The organism is Shewanella sp. H8, from assembly GCF_040285065.1.
GTDB lineage: Bacteria > Pseudomonadota > Gammaproteobacteria > Enterobacterales > Shewanellaceae > Shewanella > Shewanella polaris.
The window spans coordinates 195,831-212,135 of the sequence record NZ_CP157213.1; the positions used below are offsets into that span (position 1 = coordinate 195,831).

At 43.0% G+C, this 16,305-nt stretch carries 14 protein-coding genes; 10 read left to right on the forward strand and 4 right to left on the reverse strand.

The window, feature by feature from the left end; all coding sequences use genetic code 11:
• Positions 1-6 precede the first annotated feature (6 nt).
• The 7 genes from ABIS04_RS00820 to ABIS04_RS00850 all read left to right on the forward strand — a co-directional run bounded on the left by ABIS04_RS00820 (position 7) and on the right by ABIS04_RS00850 (position 8,226).
• Entirely contained in the window at positions 7-912 is a 906-nt protein-coding gene (locus ABIS04_RS00820) for an ornithine carbamoyltransferase (protein WP_350432271.1), read from the forward strand.
• Between the two features lie 75 nt (positions 913-987).
• The gene (locus tag ABIS04_RS00825; protein WP_350432273.1) at positions 988-2,211 is read left to right on the forward strand and encodes an argininosuccinate synthase; all 1,224 of its coding nucleotides are present in this window, start codon (positions 988-990) and stop codon (positions 2,209-2,211) included.
• A 170-nt stretch (positions 2,212-2,381) separates the two neighbouring features.
• The gene (gene argH / locus ABIS04_RS00830) at positions 2,382-3,746 is read left to right on the forward strand and encodes an argininosuccinate lyase (RefSeq protein ID WP_350432275.1); all 1,365 of its coding nucleotides are present in this window, start codon (positions 2,382-2,384) and stop codon (positions 3,744-3,746) included.
• Positions 3,747-4,306: 560 nt separating this feature from the next.
• Positions 4,307-5,356, forward strand: a complete 1,050-nt coding sequence (locus ABIS04_RS00835; RefSeq protein ID WP_350432276.1) for a hypothetical protein — start codon at positions 4,307-4,309, stop codon at positions 5,354-5,356.
• A 6-nt stretch (positions 5,357-5,362) separates the two neighbouring features.
• Positions 5,363-6,418: a hypothetical protein gene (locus tag ABIS04_RS00840; protein ID WP_350432278.1), complete on the forward strand. Its 1,056-nt coding sequence runs from the start codon at positions 5,363-5,365 to the stop codon at positions 6,416-6,418.
• A 276-nt stretch (positions 6,419-6,694) separates the two neighbouring features.
• Positions 6,695-7,078 (forward strand): DUF3302 domain-containing protein, encoded by a 384-nt coding sequence (locus ABIS04_RS00845; protein ID WP_137223822.1) that lies wholly within the window; start codon positions 6,695-6,697, stop codon positions 7,076-7,078.
• Positions 7,079-7,080: 2 nt separating this feature from the next.
• The gene (locus tag ABIS04_RS00850; protein ID WP_137223820.1) at positions 7,081-8,226 is read left to right on the forward strand and encodes an HlyD family secretion protein; all 1,146 of its coding nucleotides are present in this window, start codon (positions 7,081-7,083) and stop codon (positions 8,224-8,226) included.
• A 55-nt stretch (positions 8,227-8,281) separates the two neighbouring features.
• On the opposite strand, the gene ABIS04_RS00855 is transcribed toward ABIS04_RS00850, so the two are convergent.
• From ABIS04_RS00855 to ABIS04_RS00870, 4 genes are all read right to left on the reverse strand, one after another.
• The gene (locus ABIS04_RS00855) at positions 8,282-9,220 is read right to left on the reverse strand and encodes a sensor domain-containing diguanylate cyclase (RefSeq protein ID WP_137223818.1); all 939 of its coding nucleotides are present in this window, start codon (positions 9,218-9,220) and stop codon (positions 8,282-8,284) included.
• Between the two features lie 258 nt (positions 9,221-9,478).
• On the reverse strand, positions 9,479-11,782 hold the full coding sequence (locus ABIS04_RS00860) for a molybdopterin cofactor-binding domain-containing protein (protein ID WP_350432279.1): 2,304 nt from the start codon (positions 11,780-11,782) through the stop codon (positions 9,479-9,481).
• Positions 11,766-12,245 (reverse strand): (2Fe-2S)-binding protein, encoded by a 480-nt coding sequence (locus ABIS04_RS00865; protein ID WP_137223814.1) that lies wholly within the window; start codon positions 12,243-12,245, stop codon positions 11,766-11,768. Before ABIS04_RS00865 ends, ABIS04_RS00860 begins: the two co-directional genes overlap by 17 nt.
• A gap of 18 nt (positions 12,246-12,263) precedes the next feature.
• Positions 12,264-13,562 (reverse strand): cytochrome c, encoded by a 1,299-nt coding sequence (locus ABIS04_RS00870; protein WP_350432280.1) that lies wholly within the window; start codon positions 13,560-13,562, stop codon positions 12,264-12,266.
• 548 nt (positions 13,563-14,110) lie between these two features.
• Here ABIS04_RS00870 and ABIS04_RS00875 point away from each other — a divergent pair.
• The 3 genes from ABIS04_RS00875 to ABIS04_RS00885 are packed head-to-tail and all read left to right on the forward strand — an operon-like array spanning position 14,111 to position 16,284.
• On the forward strand, positions 14,111-14,428 hold the full coding sequence (locus ABIS04_RS00875; protein WP_137223810.1) for a hypothetical protein: 318 nt from the start codon (positions 14,111-14,113) through the stop codon (positions 14,426-14,428).
• A gap of 2 nt (positions 14,429-14,430) precedes the next feature.
• Positions 14,431-14,688, forward strand: coding sequence for a hypothetical protein (locus ABIS04_RS00880; RefSeq protein ID WP_350432281.1), 258 nt, complete (start codon positions 14,431-14,433; stop codon positions 14,686-14,688).
• A 15-nt stretch (positions 14,689-14,703) separates the two neighbouring features.
• A complete protein-coding gene (locus ABIS04_RS00885; RefSeq protein WP_350432282.1) occupies positions 14,704-16,284 on the forward strand; it encodes a PepSY-associated TM helix domain-containing protein in 1,581 nt (526 codons plus the stop codon).
• The last annotated feature ends 21 nt before the right edge of the window (positions 16,285-16,305 follow it).

The following is a 16,305-nucleotide window of genomic DNA, read 5'->3' on the forward strand; positions in this document are numbered from 1 at the left end:
TAGAATATGCAGCACCTATTGTCGATAAAAGAGTTAACTCAATCTCAGCTTTTAGCCATTATTGATCTGGCTAAAAAAATTAAGAATAACCCTGCTGAGTACCGTCGTGCCTTAGATGGAAAAAGCGTTGTGATGCTATTTGAAAAGCCATCACTGCGCACCCGAGTCAGCTTTGACATTGGCATTAACAAATTAGGTGGTCACTGCTTATACTTAGACCAACAAAATGGTGCGTTGGGACAACGTGAAACAGTGGCTGATTTTGCGACAAACATTTCATGTTGGGCCGATGCCATTGTTGCCAGAACATATTCACACACAACCATCGAAAAATTAGCTCAACATGGCAGCGTACCGGTCATTAATGCTTTATCTGATTTGTATCATCCATGCCAAGCGTTAGCTGACTTTTTAACACTATCAGAGCAGTTTGATGATGTCAGCAAAGCCAAATTAGCTTATGTTGGTGATGGTAATAATGTCACACATTCATTAATTTATGGCGCTGCGATTTTAGGCATGACCATGACAGTGATTTGCCCAGAAGGCGCATTCCCTGATGCACTTATCGTGACTGAAGCACAAGCGTTAGCAAAGCAAAATGGTGGCAAGTTAACCCTAAGTGCAGACATTAATGCCATTGAAGGCCATGATGCTATTTACACCGACACCTGGATTTCCATGGGTGATGAAACACCGCTTGCCGATATTAAAGCCCGTTTTGCACCGTACCAAGTTAATAGCGATCTAATGGCTCAAGCTGGCGCTAAATTCTTTATGCATTGTTTGCCAGCACATCGTGGTGTAGAAGTGACTGATGAAGTTATGGATGGCGAAGGATCATTGATTTTACATCAAGCAGAAAATCGTATGCATGCGCAAAATGCAGTATTAGTAACCTTATTAAGTTAGTCAAAAGATTAAGACAATAGTGCCGTTGGCATTATTAACATTGACCATATACGTAATTGATTCTAGGAAATAAACATGTCTAATGCAGTGAAAAAAACCGGCGTTAAAAAAGTGGTATTGGCATATTCGGGTGGTTTAGACACCTCAGCTATTATCCCGTGGCTAAAAGAAACCTATGACGACTGCGAAATCGTCGCATTTTGTGCCGATGTAGGTCAGGGCGAAGAAGAGCTCGTTGGCCTAACTGAAAAGGCATTAGCTTCAGGTGCAAGCGAATGTCATATCGTAGACCTTAAAGAAGAGTTTGTTGCCGATTACATCTATCCAACTATCGCAACAGGTGCAATTTATGAAGGTACTTACTTATTAGGTACTTCAATGGCGCGCCCTATTATTGCTAAAGCGCAAGTAGAAGTGGCCCGTAAAGTGGGCGCCGATGCGGTTTGTCATGGTTGTACCGGTAAAGGTAACGACCAGGTACGTTTTGAAGGTTGTTTTGCTGCATTAGCGCCAGACTTAAAAGTGATTGCACCTTGGCGTGAATGGGAAATGCGTAGCCGTGAAGACTTACTCGATTACCTTGCTGAGCGTAATATCAAAACCAGCGCATCAGCGACCAAAATTTATAGTCGCGATGCCAATGCATGGCACATTTCCCATGAAGGCGGCGAATTAGAAGATCCGTGGAACGAACCATCAAAAGGCGTGTGGACACTTACTGTCGCGCCAGAAGACGCACCAAACGAACCAGAATATGTGTCATTAGCAATTAAAAATGGCCGTGTTACTCATGTAAATGAGGAAGCATTATCACCATACGCTGCATTAATGAAGTTAAATGATATCGCCGGTAAGCACGGCGTAGGTCGTATCGACATTACTGAAAACCGTTTAGTGGGCATGAAGTCTCGTGGCTGTTATGAAACACCTGGCGGCACCGTCATGTTTGCTGGTCTGCGTGCTATTGAAGAATTGGTTTTAGATAAAACCAGCCGTACTTGGCGTGAACAAATTGCAGGCCAAATGTCGCATCTAGTATACGACGGTCGTTGGTTTACACCGTTATGTAAATCACTTATCGCCGCATCTGAATCATTAGCTGAATCAGTTAATGGTGATGTCGTGATTAAGCTGTATAAAGGCCAAGCGACAGCCGTTAAAAAGCGTTCGCCAAATAGCTTGTATTCAGAATCTTTCGCTACCTTCGGTGAAGATGACGTATACGATCAAAAACATGCAGAAGGCTTTATCCGTTTGTACTCTTTGGCTAGCCGTATTCGCGCGCTAAATACTAAATAGTTTCAACGGCAACGATAAAAGGCGCTGCAAAGCGCCTTTTTTATAATGACTTTTAGCAAGGTAAAGAGTCATTATAAGAAAGTGAATATCACCTAACCTGAGTTCAGGTTACTTAATCGATTATTAAACACCCAGTTCTTAAAACAGTTTTCAAAACAGAGGATACCGACATGGCGTTATGGGGCGGAAGATTTCAGGGCGAAACCAGTGCACTTTTTAAGTTATTTAATGACTCACTGCCGGTTGATTATCGCTTATTTGAACAAGACGTTGTCGGTTCAATCGCATGGGCAGACGCCATTGCCAGCGTCGGTATTATTACTGCGCAAGAATGTACTGATTTAAAAGCAGCGTTAAATGAATTGCTGGTGGAGGTGGGTAATGATCCACAAGCCATTATCAGTAATGGCGCAGAAGATATTCACAGCTTTGTTGAACAAAAGCTGATTGCCAAAGTGGGCGATTTAGGTAAAAAACTCCACACGGGCCGTTCACGTAATGACCAAGTTGCGACAGATTTAAAACTGTGGTGCAAAAAAGAAGGCGCGGCATTACTTGCTCGTTTAGGCACATTGCATGCTGAGTTAGTAGCCCTTGCTGAGCGTGAAGTCGATGCGGTTATGCCGGGTTACACCCATTTACAGCGCGCTCAGCCGGTTACTTTTGGTCACTGGGCATTAGCGTATGTGGAAATGTATGAGCGTGACATTAGCCGTCTGCAAGATGCATTAAGCCGCGCCGATTCATGTCCGCTAGGTTCTGGTGCATTAGCCGGAACCGCTTACCCAATTAATCGCCACGCATTAGCGTCAGCATTACACTTTGCCCGTCCAACATTAAACAGCTTAGACAGCGTGTCAGACCGCGATCACGTAGTTGAATTATGCAGTGCAGCGTCAATCAGCATGATGCATCTAAGCCGTATGGCAGAAGACTTAATTTTCTTCAACTCTGGTGAAGCTAACTTTATCTCACTAGCCGATGAAGTCACTTCTGGCTCATCACTGATGCCACAAAAGAAAAACCCAGATGCGTTAGAGCTTATTCGTGGTAAAACCGGCCGTGTTTATGGCAGCTTAATGGGGATTTTAACCACAATGAAAGCCTTGCCATTGGCTTACAACAAAGACATGCAAGAAGATAAAGAAGGCTTATTTGACGTGGTCGACAGCTGGGCTATTTGCTTAGATATGGCGGCACTAGTATTGTCTGGCTTAAAAGTAAATCGTCCACAAGCCTTGGTAGCCGCTCAACAAGGTTATGCTAATGCAACCGAATTAGCTGATTATCTTGTCGCTAAAGGCATGCCGTTCCGTGAAGCGCATCATGTGGTGGGCGAAGTGGTGGTATTTGCCATTGACCAGCAAAAGCCAATTGAAGACTTAACCGTAGCTGAGTTACAACAGTTTGCTAAAGTGATTAGTGATGATGTTTATCCTAATTTAACTATTAAAGCCTGTTTAGAGAAACGTGATGTATTAGGTGGTACCGCCATCAATCAAGTGCAAGCTGTTATCGCGGCTAAAAAATCATAATTAACCTTAGCTTGGGTTAAGAAATGAGATAATAATTGACGTTAAGTACATATTTGTACAATTAAGCGTTGAATGAATGCCTATAAAAGCCCTGTCGATATTAGTCGATGGGGCTTTTGTGTTTAATCCACTCAGACCGATTATGCATAGCGTTTATGTTATTAGTGTTAATAACCTCTAAGGTTGCCGCATGATTTTTCTGAATGTCATCTCAAATACTTTCGCCATATATTGTTGTGTAAAGGCTGTTTAAATAAGTTTTTATTCAATATTGGAGTAAAAGCTTAAAACATACGTGTTAATTCCTCCTTTTCGGCTTATACCCGCATGAGTGACTGCCTGTAAACATATCCCATGTTCCTTATCACAGACCGTTCAACTTGATTCAAACACCAAGGCTATTTGTGGCCTGTAAAGCCGAGTTTTTAAGGGTTGCATTGTTTTTTTTCTGCTCTATCTTGAAGCTGGAGTTGTAACAAAATAGATCAATTCGGCAACAAAAAACAAAAAACACAACCGCGGGCGCGAGCCGATGTAGCGAATAAATATGAGGGCAACCCATGAATAAAATAATGTTATTACTGTTAGCAGGGCTATTTAGTGGCGCAACACAGGCTGCCGTTGGCGGCTATCCGGTGGTATTAGTGCACGGCTTTCAACCTGATAATTTACAAAGCAAACCAACTGGGGAGATGGTGAGCGAAAATGGTGCTGAATATTGGGCACAGTATTGGCTTGACCGTGCAGACGAGCGGATTGATTGGCCGTCGCAAGAACGAATTGCGAGCAATATTACTAGCGAATATGTGTGGCCTAAGCTACAGCAATTGTCACGTGCAGGAACATGTGACAGCGGTTGTGTGTTCGTGACCCATTCCACCGGCGATTTAGTGATGCGTTATATTATCGATAATCAAGCATTATGGTTACAAAATGCCGGTTTAACACCGCTTAATATTGTGACCACATTCGACTTTTCTGGCGCGGGTGGTGGGGTCGAATTGGCTGATTTAGCGGTTAATGTTGCCAGTGGTACAGGTTTAATTAATAGCACATTAAAATTAGCAGTATCTTTATGGTTAGGTGAACTGCCGTCGTCATCCAATATTGGGGTGTTGAATGACTTACGAGTGAATACTGCACGCCAATTGGCAGCACTTCCCGACAGCCGCGTTCCGCGTTTACGTTTTGCAGGTGCCGGATCTGACTTTCTCGGTGTGACGGGGGCATTTTTACCCGGCGAAGATGATGGCGTTGTTGCCAGTCATTCTAGTTGTGGTGCTGCGACCGTTGGCAATTACAACAGTTGTTCGCGCAGTGTTAAATTTGATGGCAAGCTCACCTCGACTAATGGCCCGAGCGGATTTATGCCTTATCACTACCCAATGTTGATGAGTGAAGGCTATAGCCATGGCGACACCATTTTAAATAGCGCCAAAGATGAGGTGACATCTGCCAATAGTAGTGCCAGTTATCTCAATGGCGATGACTTACAATTTACTACTTATGATGAAAAACGTGGCTGGTGGATATTTAGTTCACGTTATAGAGTGGTTAATAATTCAAATAAAACCAGTATGTCAGCACTTGTGTATCAAGCAGCTAACTAAGCGTATATGAAATATAAAAAAACCATTATAACGATAACCCTAATTACTACGGCTGTAGGATTTTGGGTTTACACTTCTGAGTCGGCACTTCAGCCGCCTCAGAGTGCGGCTGTTATCGAGCAGGAAGATACTGTGCCGACCAAGCCTAACGTGGTAAAACACAGGCAAGCTAAAACGATGACCGAGGTTGAAAAGCTTCCACAATCGATCAGTGACAGTTTTCAGTTCATGGCAGAGGCTTATGCTAGCGAACTTGAGTTGCCGTCTTACTCAATGCCATTATCGGTTAATGATATGCATTTACTTAACCCAAATGCTTATATTCCTCAACCGGTGCAGCTTCAAGATGGAGCCAATGCCAGTATTGTGTTGCCCAAGTATCGTTTTAGTTTCCCTGAACCTGTGGTCATTAATCTTGTGGTTAATGGCTTAGTTGTTACTGGGGCAAGTGCTGCGTTACACAGTGAACTTGCTGGTGGGTCTGATGCATTAATTAGCGAAGCCATGCTAGGCAATAATGGCAAATGGACTATAAAACTCAATGCTGAAGAGGATTGGAATGGTCCAATGGAGGTCAGTGTTACCTTTAGTGCTAAGGGTAAAAAACAAACCTTAAAAACAGGCATAGAATATAGCCACCCTACGGCAATCATAACCGGAGTCGGGGATATACGCGCAGCAGGCAGTGATATGTTAATCCCGGTTAAATTGGACGTTGAGCAAGCCGGTTATTATCGGTTACGTGCCAATCTATATACAGCAGATAAGCAGCCGATTGCACTGCTAACAGGTTCAGACAAGTTGACGGAAGGCTCTGTAGAGCTGGACCTTAAAGCCTATAAAGGGGTGTTAGCACAATATAAAGGTCCTTATGTTCTGAGTACATTTGTATTGGAGCGCCGTCCAGCAGTACCCGGTGAGTTAACTCAGTACGGCCACAGTGAGGAACCTGCCTACGAGTTAGGTGACTTTGCTGTTGAGTCGTTATCTGATGAGCCATGGCAACCCGATGAACAAGAAATGCAGCGACTTGAGTTTTTGCAAGAAATGGCAGGAGACTAGGGTTTAACCATTGTTGCTTACATTATCTAAAGCCCGCGTTAACCAATAACGAGGGCTTTTTTATGCGTGAATAACTTCAAAATAGCTATGTTTACAGCATTAATTCGTGCAAATAAGTAATAGAGGTAATGACTATAAATAGATAATCCGCTTGGTTTCTTAATTGTTTCAACAGTTTCAATGTGTTTTTTGTAATCAGTTCTATACTGAAATTGGTTTCACTATTTATTTAAGACAATGCACTTTGATAACGATAATTCGAAATTTGGAGGAGATATGTTTTTAGATTATTTTGCGTTAGGGATTATTTTTTTTGTAGTGATATTTATTTTTTATGGAATTATTGCGATTCATGATATCCCTTACGAGATCGCTAAAAAACGCAATCATCCACAGCAAGATGCGTTGCATATTGCTGGCTGGGTAAGCTTATTTACCTTGCATGCTATTTGGCCATTTTTATGGATTTGGGCCACGTTATACCGCGAAGATAGAGGTTGGGGGTTTAGTGATTCGAGAAAGCGAGAATTAATACTCGAAGGTGAAGTTAAAGAGCTAATGAATGACGTCGCATTGTTAACGGATCGTTTATCGCTATTAGAGCAAGGTTCTGCCGTCACAGCTCCTCCCGTTTCAGATGAACACTCACAAGAGGTATAGACATGGACTTACTACTCATACTGACTTATACCGCATTTTGTATTGCAGTTTTTAAAGTATTTAAAATTCCGTTAACCAAATGGACTGTGCCTACGGCCATTCTTGGCGGAATTGTATTAATTGGTACTTTATTAATTTTAATGAATTATAACCATCCCTATTCGAGATTTGCTCGCGAGTATTTTGTCACCATTCCAATAGTGCCCGCAGTTAAAGGATTGGTGATAGAAGTCAATGTTAAGCCGAACACACCAGTGAAAGAAGGTGAGGTGTTATTTAAAATTGACCCTACACCGTACCTTTCAATAGTTAAGCAAAAACAAGCGGCTCTAAAAGAAGCTGAGCTGCAAGTACCACAACTGGAAGCTGCTTTTCAAATAGCTGCTGCTAAAGTTGAACAAGCAACAGCAGATAAAGATCGTACTGAATCAGTCTATCGTCGCTATGAAGACGGTCGCAAAAAAGCAGGGCGTAATTCACCGTTTACTGAGCTTGAACTCGACAATCGTCGCCAGTTATATATAGCTTCATCTGCGCAACTTGATGCAGCTTTAGCAGAGGGACTGCGGACTCGTTTGGCATATGAGTCAAATATTGACGGTGTTAATACGAAAGTGGCAGGTCTACAAGCTGAACTCGCCAAGGCTGAGTATGACTTACAGCAAACCGTTGTCAGAGCCCCAGCCGATGGTGTAGTGACTCAGTTAGCACTACGAAAAGGCGCTATGGCTGTGCCTTTTCCTTTACGCCCCGCGCTGACGTTTATTCCTGATGAGACAAGATATTTTGCTGGCGCTTTTTGGCAAAACTCATTGTTACGCCTTAAAGAAGGTGATGAAGCTGAAGTGATAGTTGATGCCATGCCTGGGCAAGTGTTTAAAGGTAAAGTTGCCAAAGTCCTACCCGCAATGGCAGAAGGTGAGATCCAGTTTAGTGGTAATTTACAGTCATCAAATATGTTGTTTCAACGCGGTCGAGTGTTGGTGTTGATTGAGCTCGAAGATGATGTAATCAGACAATCGTTACCCGCTGGTGTTGCAGGACAAGTAGCAATTTATACCGATCATTTTAGCCATGTCGCGGTAATGCGAAAGGTATTATTAAGAATGCAGGGCTGGTTAAATTACTTGTTTGCTGAAGGACATTAACCTTAGTGTCTGAGGCATGCGTGGCGGATTGCCATAGTTAAGTCATAGTGTGGGGTTATTCACCTTGCGCTAGTTGTACTTGGTTACGCCCGCCACGTTTGGCGCAATACATGGCCTTGTCTGCTCGGCTAAAAAGATCTTGTATTACGTTGTCTCCGGCACTTAATGAACTTACGCCTATAGACACTGTAACGTTAATGTTTTTATTTGTTTGAGTGGTATGAAATGAGTATTTGGCAATATGATCTCGAACACGCTCAGCAATGATCATTGCACCTTCATCGTCGGTCATCGGTAAGATGATGGTAAACTCCTCACCACCTATTCTGTATAAAGAATCCGATTGTCGCAGTAAATCAGTGCATATTTGGGAAAATTGTTTGAGTATGCTATCTCCGCCATCATGACCAAAATTGTCATTAATCACTTTAAAGTAATCTATGTCGATAACCAATAATGATAACGGCTGGTCAAACCTTATGGCTCTGGCACATTCTTGTTTTGCCAGCTGGTTATATGAGCGACGATTATGCACGCCTGTTAATTGGTCCGTATTAACTAAACTTTCAATATGCTGATGAGCATTTTCTAATGATTTTTGGGCTTGCTTTAACAGCGTGATGTCGACACCCATAATGATAATGTTACCGCTATCTAAATTAATCCGAGTCATTTTAAACCAGCGGCCGTCTAATAAATCGGTTTCATATTGGTTGAGAGCTTTTTCTGTATGCAGTTTATGAAGATTATCAAGCCATTGTTCAAAGTCGTTGGTATTAATCACTACACCTTGCTTGGCTTCCCAAGCGTGACGCAATAAGTCGCTCGACTTCTTACCTATGGCTTGTTCTTTGGTGACGCCAAAAATACTAGCATAATGCTGATTACAATAGATAACTTCTTTATCACTATTGATTACACCTAAACAATTTGGAGTGACTTCTATACCTTCTAGCAGTATGGATTCTAAATTGACAGGTGGACGGTGTGGCATAGGATACTCAACAATGTGACAATACTTGGGCGTAATTATAAGGGAAAAACATTACTTTTTGGTAATAAACTAACCAGTGCGATTGCTCTGTTGCTGAAGGAATAAAGCTTGGCTACTGTTTTTATTGACGTTTTTAAAATCGAGTAGGAAGAAATAAAATTATTTATTTCTCAGTCTAAGGAATGACAGCGACCAAGTGTAGCAGACATAAAAAAGCCCAGTCATTATCACTAAGACTGAGCTGTAAAAGCAGATAAATTACGCTTTAGTTAACGCGCTTTTTACGTCGCTAGGCTTCATCGGAATTTTACGTAAACGTACACCGACTGCATTGTAGATTGCATTAGCAATAGCTGGAGCAACAGGGGTTACTGCCGGTTCACCTAAGCCAGATGGTGGCATTTTACTTGGGATAAACTCGATTTTAACGTCTGGAGTTTGGCCTAAGCGCAGTGGGGTATAGGTATCGAAGTTTGAGTCTTTATACTGACCATTAAGCAGTTCAGTACCTTCATACAAGGCCATCGATAATCCCCACAATGCCGCACCCTGACATTGGGCTTCAGCACCATTAGGGTCAACAATAATACCGGCATCGATGGCAATATAGAGCTTTTGCACATTGACAATACCGTTGCTTTTGTCGACATGAACTTGTACTGCACACGATACCCATGTTGGCATGTCACGTTCTTGACCAAAGGTTGATGCAATGCCAAGCGCTGTGTCTTTGGCTTGCGGAGTGCCCCAGCCAATCATCTCAGCAGCTTTTTTCAATACTGCGGCTTGGCGAGCCGCGCCACCTTCAGCAACGGGTGTGCTACCAGCATTTCGGCCTTCGGCAATAAGCATGTCTAGGCGGAACTGCAATGGATCTTTACCCGCGTGATGGGCAGCTTCATCCATAAAGCTTTCAACTGCCCAACTTGTCCAACCCGGTCCAACAGAACGCAACCAACCTGGTCTGAATGTCGCAATAGCCAGATCATTCGATACCGCGCGTACTTTTTGAGCACCAACAGTGTACCAATGGTCTGCTCCGGCAATCGAGAACGGATCATACGGTTCGCCATTGGTGCCTTTAGGCATAAACCCTGGCGCTAATACTTGAGTTGGCCAACCTGCAGTGGCGTGATGTTCCATTGCGGTAACCGCTTTTTTATCATCAAATGCCATTTTTAACTGTTGAACAGATGCAGAACGCGCACTGTCAAATAGCATGTCTTGTGGACGTATCATCACCATTTTAACCGGTTTACCGCCTAAGGCTTTAGAGGTCAACGCAGCAGGAATGGTATAGTCGCCGTTAAGTCTGCGGCCAAAACCACCACCTAACATGTAGGTACGAATAACAATGTTCGCTTCTTCTTCACCTAATGCCGCGGCTAATACGGGAAGGGTTAGTGATTGCCACTGGCAACCTGAATGCACTTCCCAAATGCCGTCTTGGTTTTTAAATACCAAAGCATTAAGCGGTTCCATTTGCGCATGGAGTACTGTGCTGGTGATATATTCTTCAGCAATGGTACTTTTCGCACTCGCAAATACAGGCCCAGTGTCAGAATTGCCTGTGTCTAAAATACTGCCTTTGGTTTGGTCGCTAAGTAATTTTTTACCATGAGCAATAATGTCTGCTTCAGACACGTTGGCCGTTTCACCTGCGTCCCATGTCACTTTCACGAGCTTAGAGGCTTTTTGGGCCGCATTAAAGCTGCTGGCGATAACCATTAGCCAACCTGGCACACTGCCACTGGCATCATCTAGTACGATAGTTTGTTGATAACCCTTAACTGCTTTTGCTGCAGAGTCATCAAACTTAACCACTTTAGATCCATAACGTGTCGGCGGTAAAATAGGGTTGGCGTACACCATGCCATCAACTTTAGCGTCGATACCAAATATGGTTTTACCGTTGGTCTTGTTGGCGATATCAAGAGACGTCACCTGTTGGCCAACCAGTTTAAGATCGGCATTCGGTTTCAACGGCAGGGTTTTAAGTTCTTCTTCAGTAAATTGACGTGTTAAGCCCATGGTGACTAATTCACCGTAAGACAGCTCGCCTTTACTTGAAATAATTTTACCGTTACTGGCTGTACAGTCTTTTGCTGCAATACCCCATTTTTTAGCGGCAGCTTCAATTAAGGCTGTACGGCCCGCGGCTCCTGCTTGACGATACACTGGCCAGCTTTGTGAAATAGACCAACTACCACCTGTAACCATGTAACCCCAGCGAGGATCGGTGTCAACATGGATTATTTCGACATCATCCCATGAGGCTTCGAGCTCATCAGCAAGAATACGCGCAATAGCAGTACCAACATGTTGACCCATTTCTGAGCGCATAATGTTGACTTTAATTTTGCCGGCAGTATCGATTGAGTACCATAAAGAAGGTTCGTAAATGTCGCCTTCGCTTGGGAGTACTTTACCGTCTGGGCTGGCAGGATCCATCGCTGCCATCAAGTGGCGAGGGAAACCAAAGCTGACACCTACCGCTGTCATAGCAATTAAAAAACCACGGCGGGTTATACCAGCCGATCCACGTTTAGGCATTCTGCTCATCGTTGCTCTCCTTAATTGCGTTTGCGGCTTCATGAATGGCACCACGAATACGAACGTAGGTCATACAACGACATAAGTTTCCGCCCATCACAGCATCAATGTCTTTGTCTGAAGGTTCAGGAATATCTTTTAGTAGTGCTGCAGCTTGCATAATTTGGCCTGACTGGCAGTAACCACACTGTGGTACCTGGAGCTTTTGCCAAGAAACTTGTAATGGATGATCGCCCGTTTCAGAAAGCCCTTCAATCGTAGTTATTTCGGCTCCTTCAACTGACGATACTGGCGTAATACATGAGCGTGTAGCACGCCCGCCAACATGAACGGTACAAGCACCACAAGTACCAATACCGCAACCAAATTTGGTGCCGGTCATGTTGAGTTCGTCACGAATTACCCACAGTAGAGGGGTATCACTCTCTACATCGGCAGTCATCGGTTTGCCGTTTAAAATAAATTTTGCCATTGTCACTTCTCCAGTGAATTAGTGCTCAAATCGGGGTTGATTGCGGATCTCGCCCACTTGTTGTTGTAATTTCGGCCAGGTGTTTTCCCCAGCTGCTTGACGTAAATAAGCTGCTATAGCAGTAATGTCTTCATCGCTAAGTGCATCACGGAATCCTGGCATTACCACACCGCTAATTCCTTGATCGCTCCGGACACCATCCAGTATTACGTTAATCAAGTTAGTTGGTTTATCAAGATGGGTCGCTGAACCGATAGTAATTAATGGTCGGCCTTTAACTAATTGGTCGCTGCTGTAGTGGCATGCTTGGCAAGCTGTAGCATATAAACGTGCACCTTCATCAAGCCGTAGATCTGGCTGTTGATGTTGTGCCGTTATCGCAGCTTGTAAAGTGCTACTCGAGTCTGGCTCATCGGTATTATTGGTGCGGGCAAGGCTGGCAAAATAACCACTAATAGCTTGTAGATCGCTGTCTGGTAGAGCTGACAGGCCTTTGTGCATAACTGGCGCCATTGGACCTGCTGCACTACCATGATATGGAGAATTACCCGTGGTGAGGTATTCATAAAAATCTTGTGAACGCCAAGGAATTGGTGAAGTGCTAGTAGAGGTTAACGATGGTGCAATCCATCCATCGATGGCAGCACCTTGGTACATTTGTGCGTACTTTTCACCCCCTAAAGCATTACGTGGAGTATGACAGGCACCACAGTGAGCAATACCTTCAGCTAAGTAAGCACCTCTATTCCATTCAGCAGATTGCTCGTTGTTGACCTCAAAAGGTTGGGTGTCAGCAAATAGCAGTTTCCAGCCGGCTTGAAACCAGCGAATGTTAAGCGGAAATGGAATACCGTTTTCTTTTTTGACTTGGTTAACCGCAGGAACAGACGTCATGATATAAGCGTAAATAGCGTTAATGTCATCGTCGGTCATTTTATTAAAGTGTTCAAAAGGGAACGCTGGTAATAAATGGTGTCCATCGCGGCTCACACCTGTGCGCATGGCGCGAGCGAAAGCGGCTTGTGACCAGTTACCAATACCCGTTTCAACATCAGGGGTGATATTACTTGAATAAATGGTGCCAAAGTCGGTGTGCATTTCATAGTTACCAGCATAAGCCGAACCGCCTGGCGGAGTATGACAGGTACTACAATAACCTGCTGCAGCAAGGATTTTTCCGTGTTCGATAACTTGTGGAGAATAATCTGTTTGAGTGGGTACGACGGGATCAATTGCAGGGTGCCAAGCGTATAAACTGAATACACCAAGCCCAACAATAGCTGCACCACATACGCCGTAAACGATGCGTTTTAGCATATTACATTGCCTTATTTTAAATAAAAAATGATAAAGAGAAGGGAATATCTCATCTAACATTCCCTGTTCGACTTTGTATTATTATTATGATTGGTCAAATATTAATCCTAAGCAAGGGGAAGGCCTTTGTCCAGAAATGATATTGACTCATTTATTTATGTCTTAGTATCACATAATACATCAGCAATGTGACGAGTAACACGAGGATTGTAAAAAAAGAACCTTTAGTTAGCTTACTGTTAAGTAAAGGTTTTTAAGGTTGCTTTTATGTTGCCGTAAACCTAGTTGTCTAAGGTTAGTATTAACGGCCATTCCGTTTGCTATTTTTTGATTGCCTCATCGGCATACTGATGCATGTGGTGAAATGACTTTTATATCAATATTGATAGTCATGACTACTGCAAAAGGTGTGTCTATAAGGCTAAAAGATCACATATTGGATATTATTTATAAGCTTGGTTCATAATCAGCTTGTATTAAACAACTACATTCGGGATAATTAATGCAAATCATTATCATTTGCGTTAAATGGGTTGGGAATGTATCAGATGGAACTTATCAGTGTCTCTTCTTTATGGCTTGGCTGTTTGTTTGCTTATTTGGCATCCGATAAACAGCAGCTTTTGAGTTTGCCTTTCCCTAAATTATTAGCTTGGAGCTTATGTGGTGTAGCAGTGCTATTTGCAGTGTGGGGGTTTAGCCATACTTACAGCCTATTAGTTGCCAGTTTAATGGTGCTAATTTGTATGATGACAATGTGGATATTACTGGTGCTGGTGGCGTCGCATTATAAAGGTCGCAGTATCTGGGTGAGCTCGTTTGGCTTTGCGTTGTTTGTCAGCATTATGCTCGTTGGAGTTAAATAATCATGTGGCCCAAGTCGTTCGCCGCTTTTTTATGGGGATTACTACTGGCAATCAGTTTAATACTCATCGTTTTTCGAATATTACCCGCAGCTGTAGATGTAAAACTATTTGTTGGGCTAATGCTGGGTTTTTGTGTGTGGGTTGGGGTGATAGCATTCTGTTACAGCCGCAATAGCGCAAAGGCGGCGAGTGTCGTGTGCGTAAAATGGCTTGTGGCCAGTAGCTTTATCAATGCGTTGTTATTTTTTTCTCAAACCTAAGTTATGAATACCTCAATGAAATCTAATCCTCCCGTACAGCATAAAGTCATTAAAAATCTTATCGAAGCCCACAGTTGGCTAGGGTTAATTATTTCACCTTTATTGTTTTTGGTATTTTGGGCCGGCGCGGTGACCTTGTTTCACGATGAAGTTGCACAATGGGCCATCACGCCACATCATCCAGTCGATAACACCCAAGTAGATATTCCGTTAGCAACACTCGTTGAGCAAAAGTTGGCTGAATATCCGGTTGATTATAATGGTCGTTTTCGGATTAACATGCCTACCGAACTGGTGCCTTATTATATCTTTTATTTAGATGTTATTGGCGCACAATCGCCGTCTGATAGTCACTCAATGGCGATATTGGTCGATCCTAAAAGTGGTGACACAGTGGCGGGTAAAGATGATTTTTATCTATCACAGTTTTTTTATCACCTGCATTACAACTTAGATCTACCCGGTGGTAGTTACCTGATTGGTATGGTGGCGTTGATATTTTTATTTGCACTGGTGTCAGGAATTTTTATCCATGCACGTAAATTACTGAAACATTTCTTTTTGTATCGAGTCGATAAACAGCGCCGGGATAAATTACTCGATCTCCATACCGTAGTAGGAGTGATGACCATTCCCTTTACCTTGATGTATGCGCTAAGCGGCTTGATCCTTAACTTGGCCATAGTGTTTCAATTGGCTTTTGTGGTGTTTATTTATCAGGGCGATCGACAAGCATTGTTTAATGATGCAGGTTTTAATCGTACCACTGAGCTTCGAAGTGAAACGCCACTGGATATGGATAATGCGTTCAATTTAATTGAGCAAACTCAACAGAAACCTAACTTTGAATTACGTAATATTATTTTCCATCATTACGGTGCTGAAAATGCCTTAGTACAAGTGCGTGGTACCGATACAGCGAGTTTTGCTCAACGTGATGAAGTGACTTATCGAGTGCAAGATGGCAGCGTAATAAATAAAGTTAACGCCGATAACTATAATGTATTTCGTCAAGGTCGAGATGTGCTTGTGTCGTTGCATTTCAGTAACTTTGCTGGTGTAGATATTCGTATTTTGTACTTTATCTTGGCGATGGCGATCAGTGCCATGATTGTTGCGGGCAACATGTTATGGCTCGATAAACGTCGTGTTCAGCGCCAGTCTTCACCGCGCAGTATTGCTATCGTGACAGCAATGACGATTGGCGGTTGTGGTGGCATTATTGTGGCGACAGCAGTTGGTTTTTTGTGTGAACGGCTATTGCCTGCAACCTTATATGGACGAAGCGAATGGCTAGTGGGGTGTTTTGTCGCGTCACTATTGGCCGTGATGTTGTTCAGCTTAAAAGTGAATGATATTAAGCGTCATATTAGCAAGTTACTGTTGCTCACCAGTAGCATATTGATCATCACGATTGTGGCTGATTGGTTATTGTTTCCTGAGCAAATATTAGCGTTATGGCAAAATGGATACCATGGTGTCATAGGGGTACAGATTGGCATGGGATTAATGGTTGCAGTGTGTATTTTTACTGCCGTAAAACTGACTACTACCAATCAAACCGCTCGGTTAGAAAACGCAATCACAGTAAACTAATTGGCTTGTGTTATCAGTGAC

What these genes read in the sequence shown, in the direction of transcription:
- ABIS04_RS00820 (WP_350432271.1), top strand. Translation starts at nt 7, where the DNA reads ATGCAGCACCTATTGTCGATAAAAGAGTTAACTCAATCTCAGCTTTTA.
- ABIS04_RS00825 (WP_350432273.1), top strand. Translation starts at nt 988, where the DNA reads ATGTCTAATGCAGTGAAAAAAACCGGCGTTAAAAAAGTGGTATTGGCA.
- argH (WP_350432275.1), top strand. Translation starts at nt 2,382, where the DNA reads ATGGCGTTATGGGGCGGAAGATTTCAGGGCGAAACCAGTGCACTTTTT.
- ABIS04_RS00835 (WP_350432276.1), top strand. Translation starts at nt 4,307, where the DNA reads ATGAATAAAATAATGTTATTACTGTTAGCAGGGCTATTTAGTGGCGCA.
- ABIS04_RS00840 (WP_350432278.1), top strand. Translation starts at nt 5,363, where the DNA reads ATGAAATATAAAAAAACCATTATAACGATAACCCTAATTACTACGGCT.
- ABIS04_RS00845 (WP_137223822.1), top strand. Translation starts at nt 6,695, where the DNA reads ATGTTTTTAGATTATTTTGCGTTAGGGATTATTTTTTTTGTAGTGATA.
- ABIS04_RS00850 (WP_137223820.1), top strand. Translation starts at nt 7,081, where the DNA reads ATGGACTTACTACTCATACTGACTTATACCGCATTTTGTATTGCAGTT.
- ABIS04_RS00855 (WP_137223818.1), bottom strand. Translation starts at nt 9,220, where the DNA reads ATGCCACACCGTCCACCTGTCAATTTAGAATCCATACTGCTAGAAGGT.
- ABIS04_RS00860 (WP_350432279.1), bottom strand. Translation starts at nt 11,782, where the DNA reads ATGAGCAGAATGCCTAAACGTGGATCGGCTGGTATAACCCGCCGTGGT.
- ABIS04_RS00865 (WP_137223814.1), bottom strand. Translation starts at nt 12,245, where the DNA reads ATGGCAAAATTTATTTTAAACGGCAAACCGATGACTGCCGATGTAGAG.
- ABIS04_RS00870 (WP_350432280.1), bottom strand. Translation starts at nt 13,562, where the DNA reads ATGCTAAAACGCATCGTTTACGGCGTATGTGGTGCAGCTATTGTTGGG.
- ABIS04_RS00875 (WP_137223810.1), top strand. Translation starts at nt 14,111, where the DNA reads ATGGAACTTATCAGTGTCTCTTCTTTATGGCTTGGCTGTTTGTTTGCT.
- ABIS04_RS00880 (WP_350432281.1), top strand. Translation starts at nt 14,431, where the DNA reads ATGTGGCCCAAGTCGTTCGCCGCTTTTTTATGGGGATTACTACTGGCA.
- ABIS04_RS00885 (WP_350432282.1), top strand. Translation starts at nt 14,704, where the DNA reads ATGAAATCTAATCCTCCCGTACAGCATAAAGTCATTAAAAATCTTATC.